This window comes from Agromyces sp. NPDC055661, from assembly GCF_053618135.1.
In genome coordinates this window covers 247,209-269,534 of the sequence record NZ_JBSHHC010000002.1, presented here as the reverse complement: position 1 = coordinate 269,534, position 22,326 = coordinate 247,209, and the positions used below count along the sequence as shown (strand labels likewise).

17 protein-coding genes are annotated in these 22,326 nt (G+C 74.2%); 10 read left to right on the top strand and 7 right to left on the bottom strand.

Annotated elements, in window-relative coordinates; genetic code table 11:
- On the bottom strand, positions 1-1,800 hold the full coding sequence (locus ACWGO8_RS14810) for an ATP-dependent helicase (protein WP_452043800.1): 1,800 nt from the start codon (positions 1,798-1,800) through the stop codon (positions 1-3).
- On the bottom strand, positions 1,785-2,759 hold the full coding sequence (gene nudC, locus ACWGO8_RS14805; protein WP_452043799.1) for an NAD(+) diphosphatase: 975 nt from the start codon (positions 2,757-2,759) through the stop codon (positions 1,785-1,787). The genes ACWGO8_RS14810 and nudC overlap by 16 nt, the downstream gene beginning before the upstream one ends.
- Before the next feature lie 119 nt (positions 2,760-2,878).
- Between nudC and ACWGO8_RS14800 the strand changes: the two genes are divergently transcribed.
- Positions 2,879-4,144, top strand: coding sequence for a phosphotransferase (locus tag ACWGO8_RS14800; RefSeq protein ID WP_452043798.1), 1,266 nt, complete (start codon positions 2,879-2,881; stop codon positions 4,142-4,144).
- Here ACWGO8_RS14800 and ACWGO8_RS14795 read toward each other — a convergent pair.
- Positions 4,033-7,596, bottom strand: coding sequence for a UvrD-helicase domain-containing protein (locus tag ACWGO8_RS14795; RefSeq protein WP_452043797.1), 3,564 nt, complete (start codon positions 7,594-7,596; stop codon positions 4,033-4,035). The genes ACWGO8_RS14800 and ACWGO8_RS14795 overlap by 112 nt on opposite strands.
- Positions 7,593-10,739 carry a PD-(D/E)XK nuclease family protein gene (locus ACWGO8_RS14790; protein WP_452043796.1) on the bottom strand — a complete coding sequence of 1,049 codons (3,147 nt, stop codon included), beginning with the start codon at positions 10,737-10,739 and terminating at the stop codon, positions 7,593-7,595. Before ACWGO8_RS14790 ends, ACWGO8_RS14795 begins: the two co-directional genes overlap by 4 nt.
- A gap of 92 nt (positions 10,740-10,831) precedes the next feature.
- Between ACWGO8_RS14790 and ACWGO8_RS14785 the strand changes: the two genes are divergently transcribed.
- Both ACWGO8_RS14785 and ACWGO8_RS14780 read left to right on the top strand, forming a co-directional pair.
- Positions 10,832-11,056: a DUF3107 domain-containing protein gene (locus ACWGO8_RS14785; RefSeq protein WP_376955458.1), complete on the top strand. Its 225-nt coding sequence runs from the start codon at positions 10,832-10,834 to the stop codon at positions 11,054-11,056.
- Between the two features lie 2 nt (positions 11,057-11,058).
- Positions 11,059-11,370, top strand: a complete 312-nt coding sequence (locus ACWGO8_RS14780) for a hypothetical protein (RefSeq protein ID WP_376955459.1) — start codon at positions 11,059-11,061, stop codon at positions 11,368-11,370.
- Between the two features lie 82 nt (positions 11,371-11,452).
- On the opposite strand, the gene ACWGO8_RS14775 is transcribed toward ACWGO8_RS14780, so the two are convergent.
- The gene (locus tag ACWGO8_RS14775) at positions 11,453-12,160 is read right to left on the bottom strand and encodes a ferritin-like fold-containing protein (RefSeq protein WP_452043795.1); all 708 of its coding nucleotides are present in this window, start codon (positions 12,158-12,160) and stop codon (positions 11,453-11,455) included.
- 267 nt (positions 12,161-12,427) lie between these two features.
- On the opposite strand from ACWGO8_RS14775, the gene ACWGO8_RS14770 reads away from it, so the two are divergent.
- Positions 12,428-13,906 carry a DEAD/DEAH box helicase gene (locus ACWGO8_RS14770; protein WP_452043794.1) on the top strand — a complete coding sequence of 493 codons (1,479 nt, stop codon included), beginning with the start codon at positions 12,428-12,430 and terminating at the stop codon, positions 13,904-13,906.
- Between the two features lie 64 nt (positions 13,907-13,970).
- On the opposite strand, the gene ACWGO8_RS14765 is transcribed toward ACWGO8_RS14770, so the two are convergent.
- A complete protein-coding gene (locus ACWGO8_RS14765) occupies positions 13,971-14,840 on the bottom strand; it encodes a PHP domain-containing protein (protein ID WP_452043793.1) in 870 nt (289 codons plus the stop codon).
- Positions 14,841-14,926: 86 nt separating this feature from the next.
- Here ACWGO8_RS14765 and ACWGO8_RS14760 point away from each other — a divergent pair, with 86 nt between their 5' ends.
- A complete protein-coding gene (locus tag ACWGO8_RS14760; protein ID WP_452043792.1) occupies positions 14,927-15,946 on the top strand; it encodes an endonuclease/exonuclease/phosphatase family protein in 1,020 nt (339 codons plus the stop codon).
- A gap of 29 nt (positions 15,947-15,975) precedes the next feature.
- The gene (locus ACWGO8_RS14755; RefSeq protein WP_452043791.1) at positions 15,976-17,535 is read left to right on the top strand and encodes an aminopeptidase P family protein; all 1,560 of its coding nucleotides are present in this window, start codon (positions 15,976-15,978) and stop codon (positions 17,533-17,535) included.
- A 71-nt stretch (positions 17,536-17,606) separates the two neighbouring features.
- On the opposite strand, the gene ACWGO8_RS14750 is transcribed toward ACWGO8_RS14755, so the two are convergent.
- Positions 17,607-18,308, bottom strand: a complete 702-nt coding sequence (locus ACWGO8_RS14750; RefSeq protein WP_452043790.1) for a general stress protein — start codon at positions 18,306-18,308, stop codon at positions 17,607-17,609.
- A 79-nt stretch (positions 18,309-18,387) separates the two neighbouring features.
- Between ACWGO8_RS14750 and ACWGO8_RS14745 the strand changes: the two genes are divergently transcribed.
- Genes ACWGO8_RS14745 through ACWGO8_RS14730 form a run of 4 tightly spaced genes read left to right on the top strand, consistent with a single transcriptional unit; the run spans position 18,388 to position 22,305 of the window.
- A complete protein-coding gene (locus ACWGO8_RS14745; RefSeq protein ID WP_452043789.1) occupies positions 18,388-19,719 on the top strand; it encodes a magnesium transporter MgtE N-terminal domain-containing protein in 1,332 nt (443 codons plus the stop codon).
- Positions 19,706-20,227, top strand: a complete 522-nt coding sequence (locus tag ACWGO8_RS14740; RefSeq protein WP_376955469.1) for a DUF1003 domain-containing protein — start codon at positions 19,706-19,708, stop codon at positions 20,225-20,227. The genes ACWGO8_RS14745 and ACWGO8_RS14740 overlap by 14 nt, the downstream gene beginning before the upstream one ends.
- Positions 20,214-21,380: an Mrp/NBP35 family ATP-binding protein gene (locus ACWGO8_RS14735; RefSeq protein WP_452043788.1), complete on the top strand. Its 1,167-nt coding sequence runs from the start codon at positions 20,214-20,216 to the stop codon at positions 21,378-21,380. The genes ACWGO8_RS14740 and ACWGO8_RS14735 overlap by 14 nt, the downstream gene beginning before the upstream one ends.
- A gap of 4 nt (positions 21,381-21,384) precedes the next feature.
- Positions 21,385-22,305, top strand: coding sequence for a hypothetical protein (locus tag ACWGO8_RS14730; RefSeq protein ID WP_452043787.1), 921 nt, complete (start codon positions 21,385-21,387; stop codon positions 22,303-22,305).
- The last annotated feature ends 21 nt before the right edge of the window (positions 22,306-22,326 follow it).

The following is a 22,326-nucleotide window of genomic DNA, read 5'->3' as shown; positions in this document are numbered from 1 at the left end:
TCAGGCTCGGTCGCGCACGACCGGCCGCGCTCCCGCGGTCGCACCGGCACGAGCCGCATCCCGAGTGCGGGTGCTCAGCTCCTGGAGGAACCGCGACGGCTCCCGTTCCCCTCGATGCGCGCCGCTCGCCCGCGCCCAGCTCAGCGCGAGGCGGCGCCGTGCCCGCGTGATGCCGACGTAGAGCAGCCGCCGCTCCTCGTCGATCGCGTCGAAGCCCTTCGCGTAGGCGATCGGCAGCATGCCCTCGGTGAGGCCGACGATGTGCACCTCGTCCCACTCGAGGCCCTTGGCGGAGTGCAGCGTCGCGAGCGTGACCGCGGAGACCGTCGGCTCGTGCTGCGCCTCCGCACGGGCGCGCAGGTCGTCGGCGAACGCGCGGAACGTGGTGCCGTCGGGCGCGTCGTCGACGAGTCGGGCGATCGCGTTGAGCGACTCCCATCGCGCCCGCACCGCGCCCGGACCCTCAGGCGGCTGCACGGTCCAGCCGAGCGATCGCAGCACGTCGCTCACCGACTTGAAGAGCGGCTCGCCCGAGATCGTGAGCGCCGCCGCGCGCAGCGCGTGCACGGCCTCGCGCACCTCGGGCTGGTCGAAGAACCGCGCCGCACCGCGGACGCGCGAGCTCACGCCCACCTCGTCGAGCGCCCGCTCGAGGATCGCCGACTGCGAGTTCACGCGCATCAGCACGGCGATCGCCTCGGGACGGATCCCCGCGTCGATGCGCTCGCGGATGCGCGTTGCGGCCGCCCGGGCCTCGGCGAGCTCGTCGGGGAACTCGAGCACGACGGGTTCGACGGGCGGCGCGGCATCCGCTCGGCTCGTGGTCGGCTCGGCGGAGCCGGTGGCCGCCACCGCCTCGAGTCGCAGCGCGCCCGCCCGACCGCGCATGAGCCGGTTGGCGACGTCGACGATCTCGGCCGTCGAGCGGTAGTTGCGCTCCAGCCGCACGAGGGTCGCGTCCTCGTAGCGGCGTTCGAAGCCGAGCAGGTACTCGGGCGTCGCGCCCGCGAACGAGTAGATGGTCTGGCTCGCGTCGCCCACCACGCAGAGGTCGCGGCGGCCGCCCAGCCAGAGGTCGAGGAGCTGCTGCTGGGACGGCGACACGTCCTGGTACTCGTCGACGACGAAGTGCCGGTAGCCCTCGCGCACCTGCATCGCGACCGACGGCTCCGCCTCGATCATGCCGGCGGTGGCGAGCAGCACGTCCTCGAAGTCGAGCATGCGCCGCTCGTCCTTGAGCTGCTCGTAGCCCGCGATGAGCGCGAACAGCTGCTCGGCCGTGAGGTCGCCGGGAGCACCGCGCGACGCGACGCGACGCTCGAAGTCGTCCATGCCGAGCACGCTGACCTTGCGCCATTCGATCTCGGATGCCACGTCGCGCAGCGTCGGCACGTCGACCCGCAGTCGCATCCGCTCGGCCGCCTCCCCGAGCAGTCGTCCCTTGTACTCGAGCACGCGCGGCGCCGACCCGCCGACCACGAGCGGCCAGAAGTGGTTGAGCTGCGCGAGCGCCGCGGCGTGGAACGTGCGCGCCTGCACGCCGCCCGCGCCGAGCGCGCGAAGACGCGCCCGCAGCTCGGCCGCCGCGCGCGAGGTGAAGGTGAGCGCCATGACCCGTGCGGGGTCGTAGGCGCCGGATGCCACGCCGTACGCGATGCGGTGCGTGATCGCCCGGGTCTTGCCGGTGCCGGCGCCCGCGAGCACGCAGACGGGCCCGATGAGCGCCTCGGCCACCACCCGCTGGTCGTCGTCGAGCGGTGCGAGCAACGGGTCGGATGCCCCGGTCACGACGTCGTCCACGTGAGCGACTCGGGGATCGGGCCGCCGTACCAGCGCTCGAGCAGCCATCGGGCGATCGACGAGCCGCCCGGGAGCGCGATGTCGCCGACCGCCTGGGCGAGCTCCGCCCGGGTGAACCAGCGCAGCTGCAGGATCTCGACGCCGTCGGGCGCCGCCGTGGACGGCACAGTGCCGTCGGCGACGCGCGCGGTGAAGCCGAGCATCAGGCTCGCGGGGAACGGCCACGGCTGCGAGCCGCCGTAGTCGACCCGGTCGACGCGCAGGCCAGCCTCCTCGCCGACCTCGCGCACGACCGCCGCCTCGAGGGACTCCCCCGGCTCGACGAATCCGGCGAGCAGCGAGAAGCGGTTCTGCTCCCACAGCGCGTTCGAGCCGAGCAGCACCCGGTCGTCGTCGTCGGTGACGAGCACGATCACGGCCGGATCCGTGCGCGGGAAGAGGAGGTTGCCCTCGCGATCGCACCGGCGCGCCCAGCCGGCCTGCACCACGGTCGTGGTCGAACCGCACCGCGGGCAGAAGCGGGCGCCGGCGTGCCAGTTCGCGAGCGCGAGCGCCTCGGTGAAGAGCCCGGCGTCGCGGTCGCCGAGCACGGGCGCGGCCGCGCGGAGCCCCGACCACCGGGCGTCCTCGCCCTCGAGTGCGGCCGCGGCATCCGCGTCGACGACCCGCAGCTCGATCGGCGTGCCGGGCGGGAGGCCGTCGATCGACTCGGACGAGGCGACCGTGCGACCGAGGTAGGCGCGCAGCACGGGCGCGGGCACGTCGCCGGGGCGCAGGAACTGCAGCGACGGCACCGACCCCTCGAACACTTCGGCGAGCAGTGCCGTGTCGCGGTGCACGGCGATGACGCGGGCCGCCGGATCGGCGTCGAAGTGCGCGTGGGCGGCGTCGTCGGCCCGGGCGTCGCCGTCGCGATCGAGGGCCGCGCGCGCGAGCGGCGGGGCAGTCGGTTCGCGCACTCGGCCACCTCTCGGCACGTCAGGCTCGGGCACGGAGGGCCCGAGCGCTTCGGAGCGGAGTCTGCGGGAAGGCGTGGCGGTCGCCCGGGAGGCGGATCCGCCTGCTTAAGCTGTGTGCCATGGCCAGACCCCCTCTCACTCTAGCCGCGTTGGCCACGGCGGCGGTGCCCGGCCTCGAGGTGAGCGCGGCCCGTGCGCACACGCGCCGCAGCCACGGGGGCTTCGACGCCGTCGAGCTCCGTTCGGCCGATGGCCGGCACCTCGTCATCCGCGCGCCGCGGTCCCAGAACGCCGAGACGGAGCAGTCCGCCGACCTCGTCGCCATCCGCGCGATGACGGCCGGGATCCGCGCCCGCCTGCCGTTCCGCGTGCCGCAGTTCGTGGGCCAGGCGCCCATCGGCGGCACGCGCGCCATCGTGACCGAGTTCCTCACGGGCGGGGTGCGCACCGCCGACGAGCTCACCGAGCATGACGCCCTCGCCGCGGCGGTCGGCGCCGCGGTCGCGGCGATACACGCCCTGCCGAGCGGGTTCGTGGGCGACGCCGGGCTCCCCCGCGAGACCGCCGACGAGACCCGCGACGGGGTCATCGAGCTCATCGGGCGCGCCGCCGACACCGGGCACCTGCCCGCGGCGATCCTGCGCCGGTGGGAGCAGGCGACCGACGACGAGTCGCTCTGGCGGTTCCGCCCCACCGTGATCAACGGCGCCCTCACCGCCGACTCGATCCTCGTCGACGGCGACGCGGTCAGCGCGATCGTCGGGTGGGCGGCGCTGGCGGTCGGCGACCCCGCGCGCGACCTGCACTGGCTCATGACCTCGCGTGGGGCATCCGCCGAGCTCGCCCTGGAGGCCTACGTGATCGGGCGGAGCGGCGGCGCCGACGAGCACCTGCCGCAGCGTGCACTGCTCTACGGCGAGCTCGAGCTGGCCCGCTGGCTGCTGCACGGCATCGACCAACGCGACCGCGCGATCGTCGACGACGCGGTGTCACTGCTCGACGGGCTCGCCGCGAGCGTGCACGACCGGTCGAGCGAGCCGCTCTCGCCCGAGACCGGGCCGATCATGACCGTCGGCGAAGTGGAGCGGATGCTCGACGACACGCCCCGCGGAGCCGTGCCGCGCGAGGGCGGGGCGACGCTGCTGACCGACAGCTACGACTTCTCGGAGCTCGAGCGGCGCGAGGCCGGCGAGCGCCCGGCGGCGGCGATGGACCTGACCGCGCCGATCCCGCTCGACCTCAGCGACTGGGGCGACGCGGCGCCGGGCGCGGGTCAGCCGACGCGCGAGGGCGCCGACGCCGCGGATGGCGACGACGGGTCCGGTGCCGGACCCGCTTCGCCCGCGACCGATGCCCAGGAGCGCCGCAACGCCGCCTCGTCGTAGAGCCGGTCGGGCCGGATGACCCGGTCGTCCTCGACGAAGTAGAACACCGCGTCGACGGTCTCGGGCGCCACGTCGGCCCACTTCGCGTACGCGAGCCGGTAGAGCGCGAGCTGGGTCTGCTTGAGCTCGAGGTCGTGGGCGTCGCGCGGCGCCTTGCCGGTCTTCCAGTCGACGACCTGGTAGCGGATGCCGCGCTTCGCGAGCACGCTTCCGGCGGGGACGTCGTAGACCGCGTCGAGCTTGCACACGAACACGTGCGCGTCGATCGGCAGGTGCAGCTCGAGCTCGACCGCGATCGGCTTGCGGCCGCCCCACTCGGAGGCCTCGAAGGTGGCCTGCAGGGCGCGGAGGCGGTCGGCGGTCGCGGTCACGATCGACGGGGTCGTCGGCGCGGCGTCCGCGGGCTCGGTGGCGCCGGCGTCGGCAGTGTCGGCAGTGTCGGCGGTTGCGCCGTCGGCGCTGGTCGGGCCGACTGCGGCGCCGGACCGCTCCGCATCGAGGCGGAGGTCGAGCGCATCGTCGTCGTCCCAGAGCCCGTCGTGCCAGATCTCGTCGATGGCCGACGCCTCGCCCTCACCGGTCGCGCGGTGCTCGACCCAGGCGTGGAAGAGCGTGCCGAGCCGGGTCGCCCGGTAGGGCCGCTGCGGCATCGGGCGGCGCAGCTGCTCGGCCACCGCGGCCGGGTCGTCGACGTAGTCCTTGAACCGGGACGCCGGCACGCGCGCCGGGATGGTCGGCGACGCCGGCCCCTCGGAGCGACGACGCCGATCCTCCAGCAGCAGGCGCACCTCCTCGGCGAGGCGTGGGCCGATGCCCGCACCGCTCGGCTGCTCGGCGGCGACCCGCACGGCCTCGGCCGCGGCGAGCACGGGGTCGCGCCGTGCGCCGAGCGGATCGAGCGGCCACACCTGGCGCTCGGTCGCACCGGCGCGCGGGTTGGCGTCGGCGGCCGGCGCGGCCGGGAGCACGCCGGGCGCGACGATGCCCGCACGAGCCAGCTCGAAGAGGTACGGACTGGGCTTGCGCGGCGACTTCTGCGTCGACCACCACGACCCGGTGAGCAGAAGCTCGTCGCGCGTGCGGGTGAGCGCCACGTAGGCGAGTCGACGCTCCTCCTCGGCGAGACGCTCGCGGTTCTCGCTTGCGAAGGCGCCGAGCGCCCGGTCGAACTCCGCCTGGCTCGGCACCCCGCGCCACTGCAGCTCGGGCAGCTCGTCGCGGTCGCCCTTGAAGTCGTTCGGCAGTTCCCCGAACGCGAGCCAGCCCTTCGTGGTGCGCGGCTTCGCCGGCAGCTCCTCGTCGACGAGCCGCGGGATCGCCACGACGTCCCACTCGAGGCCCTTCGAACCGTGGATCGAGAGCACCTGCACGGCCCCGGGCTCGGGCTCGTCCTGGCGCGGTGCGAGGCGGTCGCGCTGCTCGGCCTCGGTGAGCCAGCCGAGGAATGCGCCGAGCGTCGGGTGCTCGGACACGTCGGCGAAGCCGGCGAGCAGTTCGTCGAACGCCTCGAGGCTCGGCGCGCCGAGCGGCTGGGCGGCGTTCGCGGCGACCTCGATGTCCAGGAGCAGCTCCTGCTCCACGAGGTGCACGAAGTCGACGAGCCCCAACCCGACCCGGCGGCGCAGCGACTGCAGCTGCGCGCCCGCCCGGCGCATGCGACCGAGGCCCACCGACGTGAAGCCGCGCAGCGCGGAATGGCCGTCGGGCGCCGTGAGCAGGAAGTCGAGGGCGTCGACGATCGACGGCGACTCGTCGGGGGCGATCGACGCGCGCAGCTCGCGGCGCACGTCGTCGTCGAGGCGACGGCTGCCCAGGTCGCGGTCGGCGAGCCAACGGGCGAGGCCGTTGAGCGCGACGAGGTCGGCCGGGCCGATGCGCCACCGGGCGCCGCCGAGCACGCGGATGAGCTCGGACCCGGCCGTCGGGTCGTGCAGGACCCGCAGCACCGACACGAGGTCGGCGATCACGGGCTGGTCGAGCAGCCCGGCGAGCCCGAGCACGTGGGCCGGGACGCCGTGCGCGCGGAGCGCCGCCGTGAACACGCCGACGTTCGCGAAGGTACGGCAGAGCAGCGCGCCGCTGCGCGCCTCACGCCCCTGTCCCGTGCCGACGCGATCCCGGAACCAGCGGGCGACGAGGTCGGCCTCCTCTTCGATCGTCTCCGCCCACGCCGTGTCGACGACCCCGGCGCCGGCGAGCGGCGACGGGGCGAGCGGCGCCTTCGGGATGCCGGCGTCGAGCGGCTCGATGATCGCGTTCGCGGCGTCGAGCACGATGCGGGGGTTGCGCCAGCTCGTCGAGAGGTCGAAGACGCCGGCCTCGCCCGGCGCACCGTCGGCGTCGGCCGCGAAGTCGCGCGAGAAGCGGGCCAGGTTCGCGGCGCTCGCCCCGCGCCATCCGTAGATCGACTGGTCGGGGTCGCCGACGGCCATGACCGAGTGACCGCGGAACAGCGTCGCGAGCAGGCGCGTCTGCACGACGCTCGTGTCCTGGTACTCGTCGAGCAGCACGGTGCGCGCACGCTCGCGGTGGGCCGCCACGACATGCGGATGCCGCTCGCAGATGGCGAGCGCGAGCGCGACCTGGTCGCTGAACTCGACGTGCCCCCGCTCGCGCTTGGCCGCCTGGTAGGCATCGGCCAGGTCGAGGAGCGGCGGGAGCGCGCCGACCACGCCCAGTGCGTCGACGAACGTCGCGAAGTCGGTGCGCTTGCGTGGCGCCTCGATCGGCAGCCCCTCCATCGCGAGGAAGTCGCGCGCGAAGGCGCGCACGTCGCGGCTGTCGGCCACGTTCTCGGCGAGCGCTCGGCTGAGCGCGAGCACGGCCCCGGTGACCCGGTCGAGCGACGCGTCGAGCTCGACCAGGCGCGGGTCGGCCGACGCGCCGGCGACCGACCGCGCGAGCATCCACGCGGATGCCTCGCCGAGCACGGAGGCGTCGGGCTCGCGGCCGATGAGCATCGCGTGCTCCCGGTAGATCGCGCTCGCGAACGCGTTGTAGGTTCCGACGGCGGCGGACTCGAGCGGATCGAGCTCGACGTCGGCGATGCCCTCGGCGACGAGCTGCCCCACGCGCTCGCGCACCCGGTCGGCCAACTCGCCCGCGGCCTTGCGCGTGAACGTGAGTCCGAGCACCTCGGGCACGGCGACGTGCCCGTTGGCGAGCAGCCATACGACGCGGTTCGCCATGGTCTCGGTCTTGCCGCTGCCGGCCCCGGCGACGACGATGCTCGCGCCGTACGGGTCTGCCTCGATGACCGCTCGCTGCTCGTCGGTGGGTCCGTGGAGCCCGAGGCGCGCGGCGATCTCGACGGCGCCGATGGAACCCCTGCCGATCGACCCCCTGCCGATCGACCCCCTGCCGATCGACCCCCTGCCGATCGAACCCCTGCCGATCGAACCCCTGCCGATCGAACCCGCGCGGATCGGAGCCGCGCTCTGGTCGGCGCTCATGCGGACACCGCCGGGACCAGGTGCACGCGGTACTGCCACGACCCGAACCGCGACCGGAACCCGAGCTCGCCCGGGCCTTCGAACTCGCTGGCCGACATGGTGCGCGCCACCGCGGCGAGCCGCTCGCGGAACGCGGCCTCGTCGTCGTCGTCGAACGGCTGCTGCGCGCGCTCACTGAAGGCGAGCCCTCGCACGGGCTTGGCCACGTACACGAGCTTCGCGCCGCCGTGCACCCCGGCGTTCGGCACCTCGCCGAGGCGTGCGGCGAGCTGGTACGCCGCGAGCTGCGGATGCTGCGCGGTCTGCTCGGCCGTGGGGGTCGTGCGGCCCGTCTTCAGGTCGACGATGACCGTGGTCCCGTCGGGCGACGCCTCCACCCGGTCGATGGTGCCGGTCACGCGGATGCGGTCGACGACGAGGGTGAAGCGGCCCTCCGCGCCGAGGAGGACCTTGCGGTCGTCGCGGAACTGGGTGAGGTAGTCGGACGCGCCCTCGGCCATACGACGCGCACCACGGCGCTCGCGCTCGGCCACCCAGCCCGCCTCGAAGCGCAGGTCGCGCCAGCGCTCCTCGACGGCCGCCCACAGTGTCTCGATGCTCGTGTCGCCGTCGTCGCGCGACCCGGCCTCCTCGACCACGGCGTGCACCAGGGTGCCGATCGATGCGGCGATGCCCGACGGCGGAGCGGCGACGCGATCGATGAACCAGCCGAGCGGCGACTCCTCTGCCCGATCGATCTGCGACGGGGAAACCGCCACGAACGCCTCGGGGTCGCCGTCGAGGTCGACGATGGGCGCGGTCGTCGAGGGCGCCGCGAGTCCGTACCAGTCGTCGGGATGCGCGCCGGGAACGCCCTCCTCGGCGAGCAGGGCGAGCGCCGCGGCGGCCTCGTGGTCGCGGCTCGCGGCGAGGTCGCGGCGCAGTGCGCCGACGAGCCCGCGCAGGTGCAGCGGGCGACGCCGCGGGCGGATGCGCTCGGCGGCGTAGCCCATCAGCATCGAGGGCTGCTCGTCGTCGTTGGCGGTGCAGCTCAGCACCAGCTGGCGGCGCGCGCGCGACGCGGCGAGCGCGAACAGCCGAAGCTCGTCGCCGCGGACCGTGGCACGAGCTTCGGCCGTCGTCTCGGGCGCGGGGATCGGTGCCCCGGCGCGGGCGGCCTGGACGACGCGCGGGAGCAGGCCGGCGTGCAGCAGCGTGCCGCGGGGACGGAGGTTGGGCCACACGCCGTCTTGCAGGCCCGCGATCACGACCACGTCGAACTCGCGGCCGATGAGCGCGGGCGGCGTCGTGACGAGCACGGTCTCGGCGTTGCGCCGGGGGGCGAGGGAGTCCTCGGGGAGCTCGCTCGCGAGCACGTCGTCGACGAAGCGGAGCGCCGGCGCGTCGGGCTCGCGCTCGACGAATCGCGTCGCCGCGGCGAACAGGGCGACCGCGGCGTCGAGCGAACGGTTCGCCTCCTCTGCGAGCACCCCCGTTCCCCGCGCCTGGGCGCCCCACTCGGTCGCGAGCCCGCTGCCCTCCCACAGCGACCAGAGCACCTCCTCGATGGTGCCGCCCGTCTCGGCGACGAGGCGGGCGGCATGCAGCAGCTTCGCGAGCCGGGCGGCCCGGCGGCCCGGCGCGGCGTCGATCGTCTCGAAACCGCCGGGAGCCGACAGCGCGTCGACGAGGAGCTCGTCGCCGGGCCGGGAGCCGCCCGCTGCCAGCTCCTCGTGCCGGAGCGCGAGCCGGAGCCGGCGCAGCCCGACCCCGTCGAGTCGGCCGAGCGGACCCGTAAGCAGGCCCACGGCGAGCTCGGAGGTGAGCGGCTCGCGCCCGAGCACGAACGATGCCGCGGCGAGTAGTGCCGCGGCGGCGGGCGCCTCGCGCAGGGCGGTGCGGGCGGCGTCGCCGGCGGTGGGCACGTCGGCGAGCGCGAGGCCGCGCTCGATGGCCGGCACGTCGGCGCCCGAGCGGACGACGACGGCCATCGACGACCACGCCACGCCGTCGAGCAGGTGGCGCTCGCGCAGCAGCCCGGCGATCGCCTGGCACTCGGCGGCGTGCGAGACGGCCTCGATGCCGAGCACGGCCGCCAGCGGGTCGGTGTCGGCGGAGCGCTCGGAGACCTCCTCGTGGACGTCGACGGAGGCATCGTCATCGCCCGGCCCGGCGAGGGACGCCTGGCGGTGCGTGCCGCCGAGCGCCGTGCCGATGTGCGACGTGACCGAGCGAACCAGCTCGCGGATCGGGGGTCGGCCGCGGTGCACCGCGTCGAGGTCGATGCGCCGCACGGGAGCGCCCACCACGGAGCCGAGCGAGCCGAGCAGTTCGGGGCGTCCGCCACGGAATCCGTTGCTCGCCACGTCGGGGTCGCCGAACGCCACGATCGCGACGCCGCGCGAGGCGAAGGCACCGAGGAGCGCCGCCGTGGACTCCGTCGCCTCCTGCGCGTCGTCGACGACGACGAGCCGCAGCCCGGCGAGCACCCCGAGCGCCGCGGATGCCGCAGGGTCGATCGCGCTGCGCCGCACGATCGCCGCAGCGAACGCGCCGAGCTCGGCCGAGTCGAACTGCGTCGGCCGCAGCTGCTCCTTCACCTCGGCGTACTCGGCGAGGAACGCGGCGACGGCCGCCCACTCGGGCCGGCTCGCCCGCTCGCCGAGGCGGGCGAGGTCGTCGGCGGCGACGCCGTGCTCGACGGCGCGCATCATGACGTCGCGCAGCTCCGAGCGGAAGCCGCGCAGCGCCCGCACCTCGGGCGTGAGCGGATCGGGCCAGGTGGGCCCGAAGCCGTCTCGGATGCCGCCCTCGAGCAGCTCGCCGACGATCTGGTCGTGCTCGGCGCCCGTGAGCAGCGTGACCGACTCGCCGGTGAACGCGCGGACGAGCTGGAACGCGACGGAGTTCGCCGTGCGGGCCAGCGGACCGCGCGTGGTGACCCCGAGTCGCACCGCGAGCTCGTCGCGCAGCGCGGTCGCCGACGCGCGCGTGGCGGAGAGCACGAGCACCTCGTCGGTCGTGTAGCCGCGATGCTCGACGCGCTCGGCGACGAGGTCGATCACGAGCCGGGTCTTGCCGCTGCCCGGGGCCCCGAAGACCGCCGCGTGCTCGCCGTCGACGAGGGTCGCGACGGGGTGCAGGAGGGTCGCGGTGCCGGGCATGCCTGAACGCTAACGCGTTCCGCCGACAGTGAACGGGTACGACCCGGCGCGGCCCGTGTCGTAGGGTTTCAGCAAGAGCAGAAAGGCGCACCGTGGACGTTCGCATCGGCATCCAGAACTCCCCCCGTGAACTCTCATTCGAGACCTCGCAGACGGCGGCGGAGGTGGAGACGGCCGTCGCGGCGGCCCTTGCCGGGCAGGCCGCGCACCTGAAGCTCTCCGACGACAAGGGCACCGTCTACGTCGTGCCGTCGGCGGCGCTCGCCTACGTGGAGATCGGCTCTGAGGAGTCGCGCCGCGTCGGATTCGTCGCCTGACGATGGAGCTCCTCTTCGTGGTGCTCGGCGGGGCGATCCTCGGCCTGGCCGCGCGGTACGCGCTCCCCCGTCGCCACACCTACGGCAGTGCGCTCGTCCCGGCCATCGGCGCCGGCGTGGCCGCGATCGTCTGGGTCGCCCTCACCTGGCTCGGCTGGGCGTGGGACGGCGGATGGATCTGGGTCGTGTCGCTCGCTGCGGCCGCGCTCGCCTCGGTCGGTGCGGTGCTCCTCATCGGCCCGCGTCGCGAGCACGCCGACACGGCGCTGTTCGAGCGCCTCGCCCGCCCCGGGGCATCCGCGCGCAAGGCCTGACCGCCCGGCGTCGCGACTCGCCGATCAGTCGGTGAGCCCGAGCGCGCGCCACGCATGCGGCGAGCGCGAACGCGTGCCCCCCTCAGGCGGTGAGCCCGAGTGCGTCCATGCGGCGCGTGTGGTCGGCGATGAGCTCGGTGAACACCGGCTCGACGTCGTCACCGGATGCCTCGGACGCCCGCAGCGCCGACCGCGCGATGAGCAGCGTGTCGCCGACGAGGCTGCGCCCCCAGAGCGCGAGCCGGTCGGCGAGGTGCGGGTCGGTCGAGACGGCCGCCTTCAGCTCGGTCTCGAGCACGGCCGACGCACCCTCCTCGTCGAGGATGGCGCGCACGCGTGAGCCGAGCTCGACCGGCAGTCCCTCGGCGAGGCGCGAGAAGTAGCCGTCGAGCATCCCTGCCGTGACGTGGATGCCGAGCAGGAGCTCGTACCAGTCGGCGCCCGAGGAGACCTGGCGGAACCGGTCGGTCGCCGGCGCGAACGGCGCCATCACGTCGTCGGGTTCGACGCCCAGGCGGCGGAGCTCCGCGATGAGGGCGTGGTGCTTGCGCAACGCGACGCCCGCCGCGGCGCTGAGGCCCTCCTTCGCGGGCAGCGTCGGCGCGGTGGCCACGGCCTTGGCGAGGTTCTCGAAGAACTCGAGCTGGATGTACGCGGCCTGGCCGAGGAACGGCACGGGCTCGGGCACCAGCTCGGTGAAGTCGACCTTCGCCAGCTCGGTGGGGGCGACGCGGGGACGCAGGCGCGGCGTCTCGGGGCGGGGGACCCGCCGATTCGTCCAGAACACCACGGGCCCAGCCTATATCCGAGCCTCCCGGGTGCCCCGTGGAGGCCGGCGGGCGCGTTCTCGCGGCCTCCGAGCGGCCTTCCCGCGGCCTCCGCGCGGCCTCCGAGCGGCCTTCCCAAGGCCTTTCCGCGGCCCCCGCGCGGCCCCGCGACAGTCTCTCAGGCGCACTCCGATAGGGTGGAGGGGCATGCGGGCATTGGATCCGCGGCCATGCGCCTGTGATCGAGACGAGGCGCATCCCCCTCATCACGAACTTCGACAGGCAGATCTTTGACTACTTTCACCGACCTCGGCGTCGCGTCCGACATCGTCGACGCCCTCGCCGGGAAGGGCATCGTCGATGCCTTCCCCATCCAGGAGCAGACCATCCCCCTCGCCCTCTCCGGGCAGGACATCATCGGCCAGGCCAAGACCGGCACCGGCAAGACCTTCGGCTTCGGCCTCCCGCTGATCCAGCGCCTCGGCGACGCGCCCGAGCCCGGCGTGAAAGCACTCATCGTGGTGCCGACCCGCGAGCTCTGCGTGCAGGTGACCGAGGACCTCGAGCTCGCCGCCTCCAACCGCCCGACGACCGTCGTCTCCATCTACGGCGGCAAGGCGTACGAGGGCCAGATCGAGCAGCTCAAGGCGGGCGCGCAGATCGTCGTCGGCACGCCCGGCCGCCTCATCGACCTCGTCAACCAGCGCCTCCTCTCCCTCGCCGACGTGCGCGAGATGGTGCTCGACGAGGCCGACAAGATGCTCGACCTCGGCTTCCTGCCCGACATCGAGAAGATCTTCTCCAAGGTTCCGGCGGTCCGCCACACCATGCTGTTCTCGGCGACGATGCCGGGCCCGATCGTCGCGCTCGCGCGCCGTTTCATGACGCGCCCCATCCACATCCGCGCGAACGACCCCGACGAGGGCCTCACGCAGGCGAACATCAAGCACCTGGTCTACCGGGCGCATTCGCTCGACAAGGACGAGGTGATCTCGCGCATCCTCCAGGCCGACGGCCGCGGCAAGACCGTCATCTTCACGCGCACCAAGCGCGCGGCGGCGAAGCTCGTCGAGGAGCTCAACGACCGCGGCTTCAACGCCGCCGCCGTGCACGGCGACCTCAACCAGGACCAGCGCGAGCGCGCCATGGCCGCCTTCAAGGCCGGCAAGAAGGACGTGCTCATCGCCACGGATGTCGCGGCGCGCGGCATCGACGTCGACGACGTGACGCACGTCATCAACCACACCATCCCCGACGACGACAAGGCGTACCTGCACCGCGTGGGTCGCACGGGCCGCGCCGGCAAGACCGGCATCGCCGTGACGTTCGTCGACTGGGACGACCTGCACAAGTGGGCGCTCATCAACCGCGCCCTCGAGTTCGGCCAGCCCGAGCCCACCGAGACCTACTCGTCGAGCCCGCACCTGTTCTCCGACCTCGACATCCCCGAGGGCACCAAGGGCCGCCTGAAGCCCACGGCCGCCGCGGCGCCGACGCGTTCGAGCACGGCGGGCCGCAGCGAGGGCCGCGCCGAGGGCGCCGAGCGCGCACCCCGGTCGCGCTCGCGTCGTCGCACCCGTGCCGGCCAGCCGGCCGGCGACGGCGGCGAGCAGGCCGAGAAGTCCGACACGGCGGTCGCCGCGGCCAAGGAGCCCGGCACCGGCACGCACGACGGCAAGGGCCACGAGCACCACGACGGCAACGCGGCACCGCGTCGTCGTCGCCGCCGTCGCGGTCCGCGCACCGGCGGGGCCGCGCCGCAGGCCTGAGCACGCGCGGGCGACGGCGCGTGAGACGCGCCGCGCGCCCGCGCCAAGGCCGAGCGCCCGCGCCCTACGGCGTGACGGGCGCCGAGCCGCGACCCTCGGCGATGATGCGCTCGACGACCTCGGGCGCGGTGCGCAGCTCGCCGAGCCGGTTCGGCTTGCCCGTGCCGTGGTAGTCGCTCGAGCCGGTCACGGCGAGTCCGTGCGTGCGCGCGAGCTCGCGCAGCCGGGCCTTCGCGTCGGCGCGGTTCTCGGGGTGGTCGATCTCCAGGCCGAAGAGCCCGGCGTCGACCAGCCGCCCGAGGCGCTCGGGCGGAATGACGCGCTCGGCGCCGCGCGTGCCGGGATGCGCGAGCACGGGCACGCCGCCAGCGGCGCGGATGAGCCGCACGCCGGTGAGCGGGTCGGGCGCGTAGTGCGGCTGGGCGTACCCCGCGCGCGGGTGCAGGATGCCGGCGAAGGCAGCGGACCGCGTGGCCACGTGCCCGCGGGCGACGAGCGCGTCCGCGATGTGCGGACGGCCGATCGTCGCGCCCTCGCTCGTCTGCGCCAGCACGTCGTCCCAGCTCAGGTCGTAGTCGCGGCCGATGCGCCGCACGATCTCCTCGGCGCGGGTGAGGCGCGACTCGCGGATGCGCGAGGTCTCGGCGAGCAGCCGCCCGTCGAGCGGGTCCACGAGGTAGGCGAGCATGTGCACGCTCATGAAGCCCTCGCGCGTCGACAGCTCCATGCCCGGGATGAGCACCACGCCCGTGGCCGGCACCGCCGCGGCCGCCTCGGCCCAGCCGCTCGTCGAGTCGTGGTCGGTGAGTGCCACGCCCCAGAGTCCCGCCGCGGCCGCCTGCGCCATCAGCTCGGCCGGCGACTCCGTGCCGTCGGACACCGTCGAATGCGCGTGCAGGTCCGCCTCGCCGACGGTGAGGGGGGCTGCTGGCATCCCCTCATGCTAGTCCCGGCATCCTCCCAGCCGATCGGCGGCGGCGCCTCGGCCGCGCGCGCCGAGCCTCGCCTAGGCTGGGTGGAATGCTCCCCCGCATCCTCGGCTGGGCTCTCGTGCTCGGCACCGCCCTGGTCGCGGCCGTGCTCCTGTGGCCGCAGGGCTTCGGGCTGCAGAACCAGTGGGTGGCGGCGCACGTCGTGGCGCTGCGCGGCGCGGCGGCAGCCTGCGCCGGCGTCGCCGCGCTCGTGCTCGCGCTGGCCGCGATCCCCCGCGCCACTCGCGTGTTCGGCGTCGCGATGGCGCTCATCCTGGCGCTCTTCGCGGTCGGCAACGTCGCGGTGATCGCCGCGCGCGGCACGGGCGGGTCGGATGCCGCAGGCGAGGCGGCATCCGTGACCGTGCTGAGCTGGAACACGCTCGGCGAGGTGCCCGACGCCGCGACCATCGCGGGCCTGGCGCTCGACGAGGGCGCCGACGTGGTCGTGCTCCCCGAGACGACCGATCCGCTCGGCGAGGAGGTCGCGATCGCGATGCGCGAGGGCGGACGGCCGATGTGGGTGCACACGGTCGCGTTCGACGACATCGCGAAGGCGCGATCGACGACGATCCTCATCTCGCCCGACCTCGGCGAGTACGAGGTGGTGTCGGCGCTCTCCCCCGGGCCGCCCGGCAACACCAACACCCTGCCGTCGATCGTCGCCGAGCCCGTCGACGGCGACGGCCCGCGGATCGTCGCCGTGCACGCGGTCGCGCCCATCCGCTGGGAGCTGCGCAACTGGCGCAGCGACCTCGACTGGCTCGCCGAGCAGTGCTCGGGCGGGAACGTGATCATGGCGGGCGACTTCAACGCGACCGTCGACCACTTCGCGGGTCGCGGCGTCGACGGCGGCGACCTCGGCCGGTGCCGCGACGCGGCCGTGGCGGCGGGTGCCGGCGGCCTCGGGACCTGGCCGACCGACGTGCCCGAGCTCCTCGGCAGCCCGATCGACCACGTGCTCGCGACCCCGGGCTGGCGCGTCGACGCGTTTCGCGTGATCGGCGACGTCGACCAGTCGGGCAGCGACCACCGGCCCGTCGTCGCGACCCTCACCCCCGTCGGGTGAGGACCTCGGACGGTGCGAGAATGGAGCACATGTCCGAGACGAGCGACACCAGCACGACCACCGCACCCACCGCCCCCGACGAGGAGGGCCGCAACGCGAATCGCTCGACCACTCCGGGCTCCGAGGGCTTCAAGCGGTTCATCGGCGATGGCTGGGCCGAGCGCGACGAGACCCTGCCGCCCGCGCGCGAGCAGGCCGCCCACGCTGCGGCGCGCCGTGCCACCGTCTCGGCCGCGTTCCCCGGCCAGCGGCTCATCGTGCCCGCCGGCGACATGAAGCAGCGCTCGAACGACACCGACTACCCGTTCCGCGCCCACTCCGCGTTCGCGCACCTCACGGGCTGGGGCTCGGACTCCGAACCGGGGGCCGTCCTCATCCTCGAGCCGACGGCCGACGGCCACGAGGCGACCGTGTACTTCCGCGAGCGCGCCGGACGCGACTCCGAGGAGTTCTACGCCAACCCCGCCATCGGCGAGTTCTGGATCGGCGCACGCCCCTCGCTCGTCCACGTGGCCGCCGACCTCGCGCTCGCGACGCGCGACCTGGCCGACCTCGACCACCTGCTCTCGACCGTCGACACCGCGACGCTCGTGGTGCGCGAGGCCGACGCCGCGATCACCGAGCGCGTCGACCACGCCCGCATCCGCTGGGCGGCAGAGACGGCGCTGTCGACGAACGCCGCCGACACCCCGTTCTCGCTCGAGGTCAACGCCGAGCACGAGCCCGACGCCGAGCTGGCCCGGGTCCTGTCCGAGCTGCGCCTCGTGAAGGACGACTACGAGGTCGCCGAGCTCCGGGCCGCGGTCGACGCGACGCAGCGCGGATTCACCGAGGTGCTCGAGGAGCTCCCGCGCATCACGTCCGAGGTGCGCGGCGAGCGCGTCATCGAGGGCGTGTTCGCGACGCGCGCCCGACTCGACGGCAACGACGTCGGCTACGGCTCGATCGCCGCGGCCGGCCCGCACGCGACGATCCTGCACTGGACGCGCAACGACGGCCCCGTCGTGCCGGGCGACCTCGTGCTGCTCGACGCGGGCGTCGAGCGCGACAGCTACTACACCGCCGACATCACGCGCACGTTCCCGGTGAACGGCACCTTCTCGGCCGTGCAGCGCCAGGTCTACGAGGCAGTGCTCGAGGCCGCGGATGCCGCGTTCGCCGTCGTGCGGCCGGGTGCGGTCTTCCGCGAGGTGCACGCCGCCGCGATGGCGGTCATCGCGCGCAAGACCGCGGAGTGGGGCTTCCTCCCCGTCTCGGCCGAGGAGTCGCTCGAGCCCGAGAACCAGTTCCACCGCCGCTACATGGTGCACGGCACCAGCCACCACCTCGGCCTCGACGTGCACGACTGCGCGCAGGCGCGCCGGTCGCTCTACCTCGACGGCGAGCTGGCGCCGGGCATGGTCTTCACGATCGAGCCGGGCCTGTACTTCCAGCCCGACGACCTCACGGTGCCCGCCGAGTTCCGCGGCATCGGCGTGCGCATCGAAGACGACATCCTCGTGACGGCCGACGGCGCCGAGAACCTCTCGGCGCGCATCCCGCGCACGGTCGACGAGGTCGAGGCCTGGGTCCGCGGCAGCCGCGGCTGACGGGTCAGGACGTCATTCGCCGGCGTCGCGCTGCGTCCGCGCGCGGGAGCCGCGGCCGAGGGATCCGTGCCTCAGGACTCGCCGGCGTCGCGGCGCTCTCGCGCAGCCCGGCGGGCGGCGTCCTGCGCCTCGCCGTAGGTGAGCGGGCGGGACGCGTCCTGGCCTTCGGCGCTGCCGGGCTGGGGCGCGAGGGGTGCCTCGGGCTCGCCGGCGGCGGGCTGGGCGGGTGCGGTCGGCGGGGTCGGCGGCACGACGGGGGCCGATGCGACGGGCGCGAGGCCCGCGGCATCCGTGCCCAGCACCGTCCTGGCCCGGGCGACGTGCTCGGGCTCCGCGATGATCGCGTAGCGCGTGGCGAGCACCTGCATGACCGACGTGAAGTCGCGCCGGCGTCGGTTGATCGAGTACGAGACGAGGCCGAAGATCATGCCGAACCCGGCGCCGATGAGGATGGCCGAGCCGAGGATGCCGAGGCCCGCGCCCGTGGGCGAGAAGATGAAGAAGAGCAGCCCGAGGAACGTGCCGAACCAGGCGCCCGAGAGCGCGCCGGCGCCGGCCGCGCGACCCCAGGTCAGGACGCCCGTGATCCGCTCGACGCTCGTGAGGTCGGTGCCGACGATCGCGAGCTCCTTCACCGGGAAGGCGGCCTTCGCGAGCTTGTCCACCGCGGCCTGCGCCTCCTGGTAGGTCTCGAAGCTCGCCACGGTCTCGCCCTTCGGCAGGGTCGGGAACTGACGGGCCGTGCGGCCGCCGAAGGGTCCAGGGTTGCTCACCCGGTCATTCTCCCATGGGCGCCCGCGCAGGGCCGGGGAACGGGCGTTCTTCCCGGTTCCGGGGGCTAAGTTGGTAGTCGTGAGCGCCGCGAGAGTCTTCGTCGCCCGACTCGCCGGGTGCGCCGTCTTCGACCCCGCCGGGGATCGGGTCGGCAAGGTGCGCGACGTCCTCGTCGTGTACCGCAAGAACGACCCTCCGCGCGTCGTGGGCCTCATCGTCGAGATCCCGGGCAAGCGCCGCGTGTTCGTGTCGATCGGGCGGGTCACGTCCATCGGCGGCGGCCAGATCATCACGACCGGGCTCATCAACCTGCGCCGGTTCGAGCAGCGCGGCGGCGAGGTGCGCGTCATCGCCGAGATGCTCGGCCGCAAGGTCGTGTTCAACGACGGCTCCGGCGAGGCGACCATCGAGGACGTCGCGATCGAGGAGCAGGAGCCCGGCGAGTGGGAGGTCGACCAGCTCTTCGTGCGCCGCCCGAAGACCAGCGCGTCGCCGTTCGCCAAGGGCCAGTCCGCCTACGTCACCTGGCGGGAGGTGCGCGAGCTCGCTCCGAAGGGCGAGGCCCAGTCGGCCGAGCAGCTCATCGCGACCTACTCCGAGCTGAAGCCCGCCGACCTCGCGAACACCCTCCTCGACCTGCCCGCCCAGCGCCGGCAGGAGGTCGCCGAGGAGCTCTCCGACGACCGGCTCGCCGACGTGCTGGAGGAGATGCCCGAGTCCGACCAGGTCGACATCCTCGCCCGGCTCGGCGACGACCGTGCCGCCGACGTGCTCGACCACATGCAGCCCGACGACGCCGCCGACCTGATCGCGCAGCTGCCCGAGGAGCGCGGCGAGCACCTCCTCGAGCTCATGGAGCCCGAGGAGGCCGACGACGTGCGCTTCCTCCTCTCGTACGGACCCGACACCGCGGGCGGCCTCATGACGACCGAGCCGATCATCGTGTCGGCCGACGCGACCGTGGCCGAAGGCCTCGCGCTCATCCGCCGGCACGACCTGCCGCCCGCGCTCGGTGCCGCGGTGTGCGTCACGCTCCCGCCCTACGAGCCGCCCACGGGCCGGTTCCTCGGCATGGTGCACTTCCAGCGGATGCTGCGCTACCCGCCGCACGAGCGCCTGGGCACCCTCATCGACGCGGGCCTCGAGCCCGTGACCGCCGACACCTCCGCCGCCGAGGTCAGCCGCATCCTGGCGAGCTACGACCTCGTGTCGGTGCCGGTCGTCGACGAGAAGCATCGACTCGTCGGGGTGGTGACCATTGACGACGTGCTCGACTACCTCCTGCCCGATGACTGGCGAAGTCATCCCGAGGAGACCGAGGTGGGCCGCCGCGCCGCGGCGCGTGCCCAGCTGACCACCGGAAGCATCCCGATCCCGAACGGAAGGAGGGCAGGAGATGGCACGCGTTGACGTCGAGGACCGCCGGTTCGACACCCCGAAAGGCATCCGCCGATCTGCGCCCTTCCGTGGAACGGGCGACAACGACCGCTTCGGCCGCTTCACGGAGTGGGTCGCGCGCGGCATGGGCACCCCGGGCTTCCTGCTCGGGCTCTCGGTGTTCGCGATCACCTGGATGGCGTGGAACACCTTCGCGCCCGAGCCCTATCGGTTCGACTCCATCGCGATCGGGTTCACGGCCCTCACCCTCGTGCTCTCGCTGCAGGCCTCGTACGCGGCGCCGCTGATCCTGCTCGCGCAGAACCGGCAGGACGACCGCGACCGCGTGCAGATCGAGCAGGACCGCCAGCGCGCCGAGCGCAACCTCGCCGACACCGAGTACCTCGCCCGCGAGGTCGTGGCGCTGCGGCTCGCCGTGCGCGACCTCGCGTCGCGCGACTTCATCCGCGCCGAGCTGAAGGCGGTGCTCGAGGAGCTCGACCGGCGCGACGAGGAGGAACGCGAGCATGCCGCGTCCTGACCTCGAGGCATCGGTGCGTGCGGCGCTCGGGTCGGTGATCGATCCCGAGATCCGCAAGCCCATCACCGAGCTCGACATGGTCGACTCGGTGACGGCCGGCGACGACGGGCGCGTGCACGTGGGCATCCGGCTCACGATCGTCGGATGCCCCGCCTCCGACCGCATCGAACGTGACGTTCGGCAGGCGGCCGAGGCCGTCGCCGGCGCCGGCAACGCGGACGTGACCCTCTCGGTCATGACGCCCGAGCAGCGCGCCGCGCTCACCGAGCGGCTCCGCGGCGGACGCGCCGCACGCGGCAACCCGTTCGGACCCGGGAGCCTCACGCGCGTCATCGCGATCACGAGCGGCAAGGGCGGCGTCGGCAAGTCGACGCTCACCGCGAACCTCGCCGTCGCGCTCGCCGCGCGCGGCCTCTCGGTCGGGCTCGTCGACGCCGACGTGCACGGGTTCTCGATCCCCGGCCTGCTCGGCCTCGTCGACGAGCACGGCAACGCCGCGCGGCCCACGCGCGTCGACGAGATGATCCTGCCGCCCGTCGCGCACGGCGTGAAGGTGATCTCGATCGGCATGTTCGTCGAGCCGACCGAGCCCGGTGGGCGGGCGTCGTCGGTCGCCGTGGCGTGGCGCGGGCCGATGCTGCACCGCACGCTCTCGCAGTTCCTCACCGACGTGTACTTCGGCGACCTCGACGTGCTGCTCGTCGACCTGCCGCCCGGCACGGGCGACGTGGCCATCTCGCTCGGCCAGCTGCTGCCGAACGCGGAGGTCGTGGTCGTCACGACGCCGCAGCCCGCCGCGGCCGACGTGGCCGAGCGCTCGGGCGTCGTCGCCCGGCAGACCGGGCAGCGCATCGTCGGCGTCGTCGAGAACATGGCGGGCTTCGCCGGCCCCGACGGCCTCGTCGAGCTGTTCGGCTCGGGCGGCGGCGAGCTCGTCGCCGAGCGTCTCTCCGAGGGACGGCCGGCGCCGGTCCCGCTCCTCGCGAGCGTGCCCCTGAGCATCGCGCTGCGGCAGGGCGGCGACGCCGGCGTGCCCGTCGTCGTGGCCGCGCCCGACGATCCCGCCGCTCGGGCGATCGAGGACGTCGCGGCGCAGCTCGCGGCGCTCCCCCGCTCGCTCGACGGCCGCCGGCTCGACGTCACGGTGCGGTGAGACGGTGAGCAGGCGCCGCCCTGAGCTCGTCGACGGGATGCCGCACCGCCGCGTCATCCGCTCGCTCGCGCTCGTCGGCGCCATCGCAACCGCTGCGACCGTGCTCGCCGGCTGTGCTGCACCCGCGGCGCCGGCCCAGGAACCGCTGCCCGACGGCCTCGCCGTCGCCATCCAGCAGGGCCGCCTCGACGTCGTGAACGGGCGGCTCGTGGTGCGGTTCGTCAACTCCGGCGCCGAGCCGATCACGGTCGAGGGGTTCGAGGTCGAGACGCCGACGTTCGCCGAGGGGCTCGAGCGCACGAAGCCGTTCGAGCTGGGCGGCAGCGGCGACGCGATCGCGATCCGGCTCGACCTGCCCGAGAGCCGGTGCGACGCCGAACCCGGGCCGGTCGTCGTGCACGTGAGCACCCGCACCGCGTCCGGCATCGAGGCGTCCGGCGACCTCACCGCCGACGATCCGTTCGACACCGTCGCGCGTGTGAACGCGGAGGACTGCCTGGCCGAGTCCGTCGCCGACGTCGCCGCGATCGTGCTGCCCGAGCACCTGCGCTCGACCGGCAGCGGCCCCGATCGGCGCGCGTTCATCGACGTGACGATCGAGCCCGTGGCCGCCGGCGACACGACCATGCGCATCGACCGGGTGTACGGCACCACGCTGCTCAACGCCGAGGACGGCATCGACTGGACGCTCGGCGTCGACGTCGCGGCCGGCGACCCGCCGCTCGTGCTCACCCTGCCGGTGCGGCCGGCGCGCTGCGACGCGCACGCCATCGCCGACGACAAGCGCGGCACGATCCTGCCCTTCGAGATCGAGACGAGCGACGGACGGGCCGGTCGCCTCGACGTGCCGAGCGATCGGGGGCTCAAGGCCGAGCTGTACGCGTACTACGGCGAGCGCTGCGGGCTGGAGGCTCCCGCCGGCTAGGACCCCCCCGACAGGTCCATC

Bases quoted from the DNA above. Each gene is read 5' to 3' on its own strand.
- ACWGO8_RS14800 (WP_452043798.1), top strand. From the start codon at position 2,879: ATGGCCAGACCCCCTCTCACTCTAGCCGCGTTGGCCACGGCGGCGGTG.
- ACWGO8_RS14795 (WP_452043797.1), bottom strand. From the start codon at position 7,596: ATGAGCGCCGACCAGAGCGCGGCTCCGATCCGCGCGGGTTCGATCGGC.
- ACWGO8_RS14790 (WP_452043796.1), bottom strand. From the start codon at position 10,739: ATGCCCGGCACCGCGACCCTCCTGCACCCCGTCGCGACCCTCGTCGAC.
- ACWGO8_RS14780 (WP_376955459.1), top strand. From the start codon at position 11,059: ATGGAGCTCCTCTTCGTGGTGCTCGGCGGGGCGATCCTCGGCCTGGCC.
- ACWGO8_RS14765 (WP_452043793.1), bottom strand. From the start codon at position 14,840: ATGCCAGCAGCCCCCCTCACCGTCGGCGAGGCGGACCTGCACGCGCAT.
- ACWGO8_RS14760 (WP_452043792.1), top strand. From the start codon at position 14,927: ATGCTCCCCCGCATCCTCGGCTGGGCTCTCGTGCTCGGCACCGCCCTG.
- ACWGO8_RS14755 (WP_452043791.1), top strand. From the start codon at position 15,976: ATGTCCGAGACGAGCGACACCAGCACGACCACCGCACCCACCGCCCCC.
- ACWGO8_RS14740 (WP_376955469.1), top strand. From the start codon at position 19,706: ATGGCACGCGTTGACGTCGAGGACCGCCGGTTCGACACCCCGAAAGGC.
- ACWGO8_RS14735 (WP_452043788.1), top strand. From the start codon at position 20,214: ATGCCGCGTCCTGACCTCGAGGCATCGGTGCGTGCGGCGCTCGGGTCG.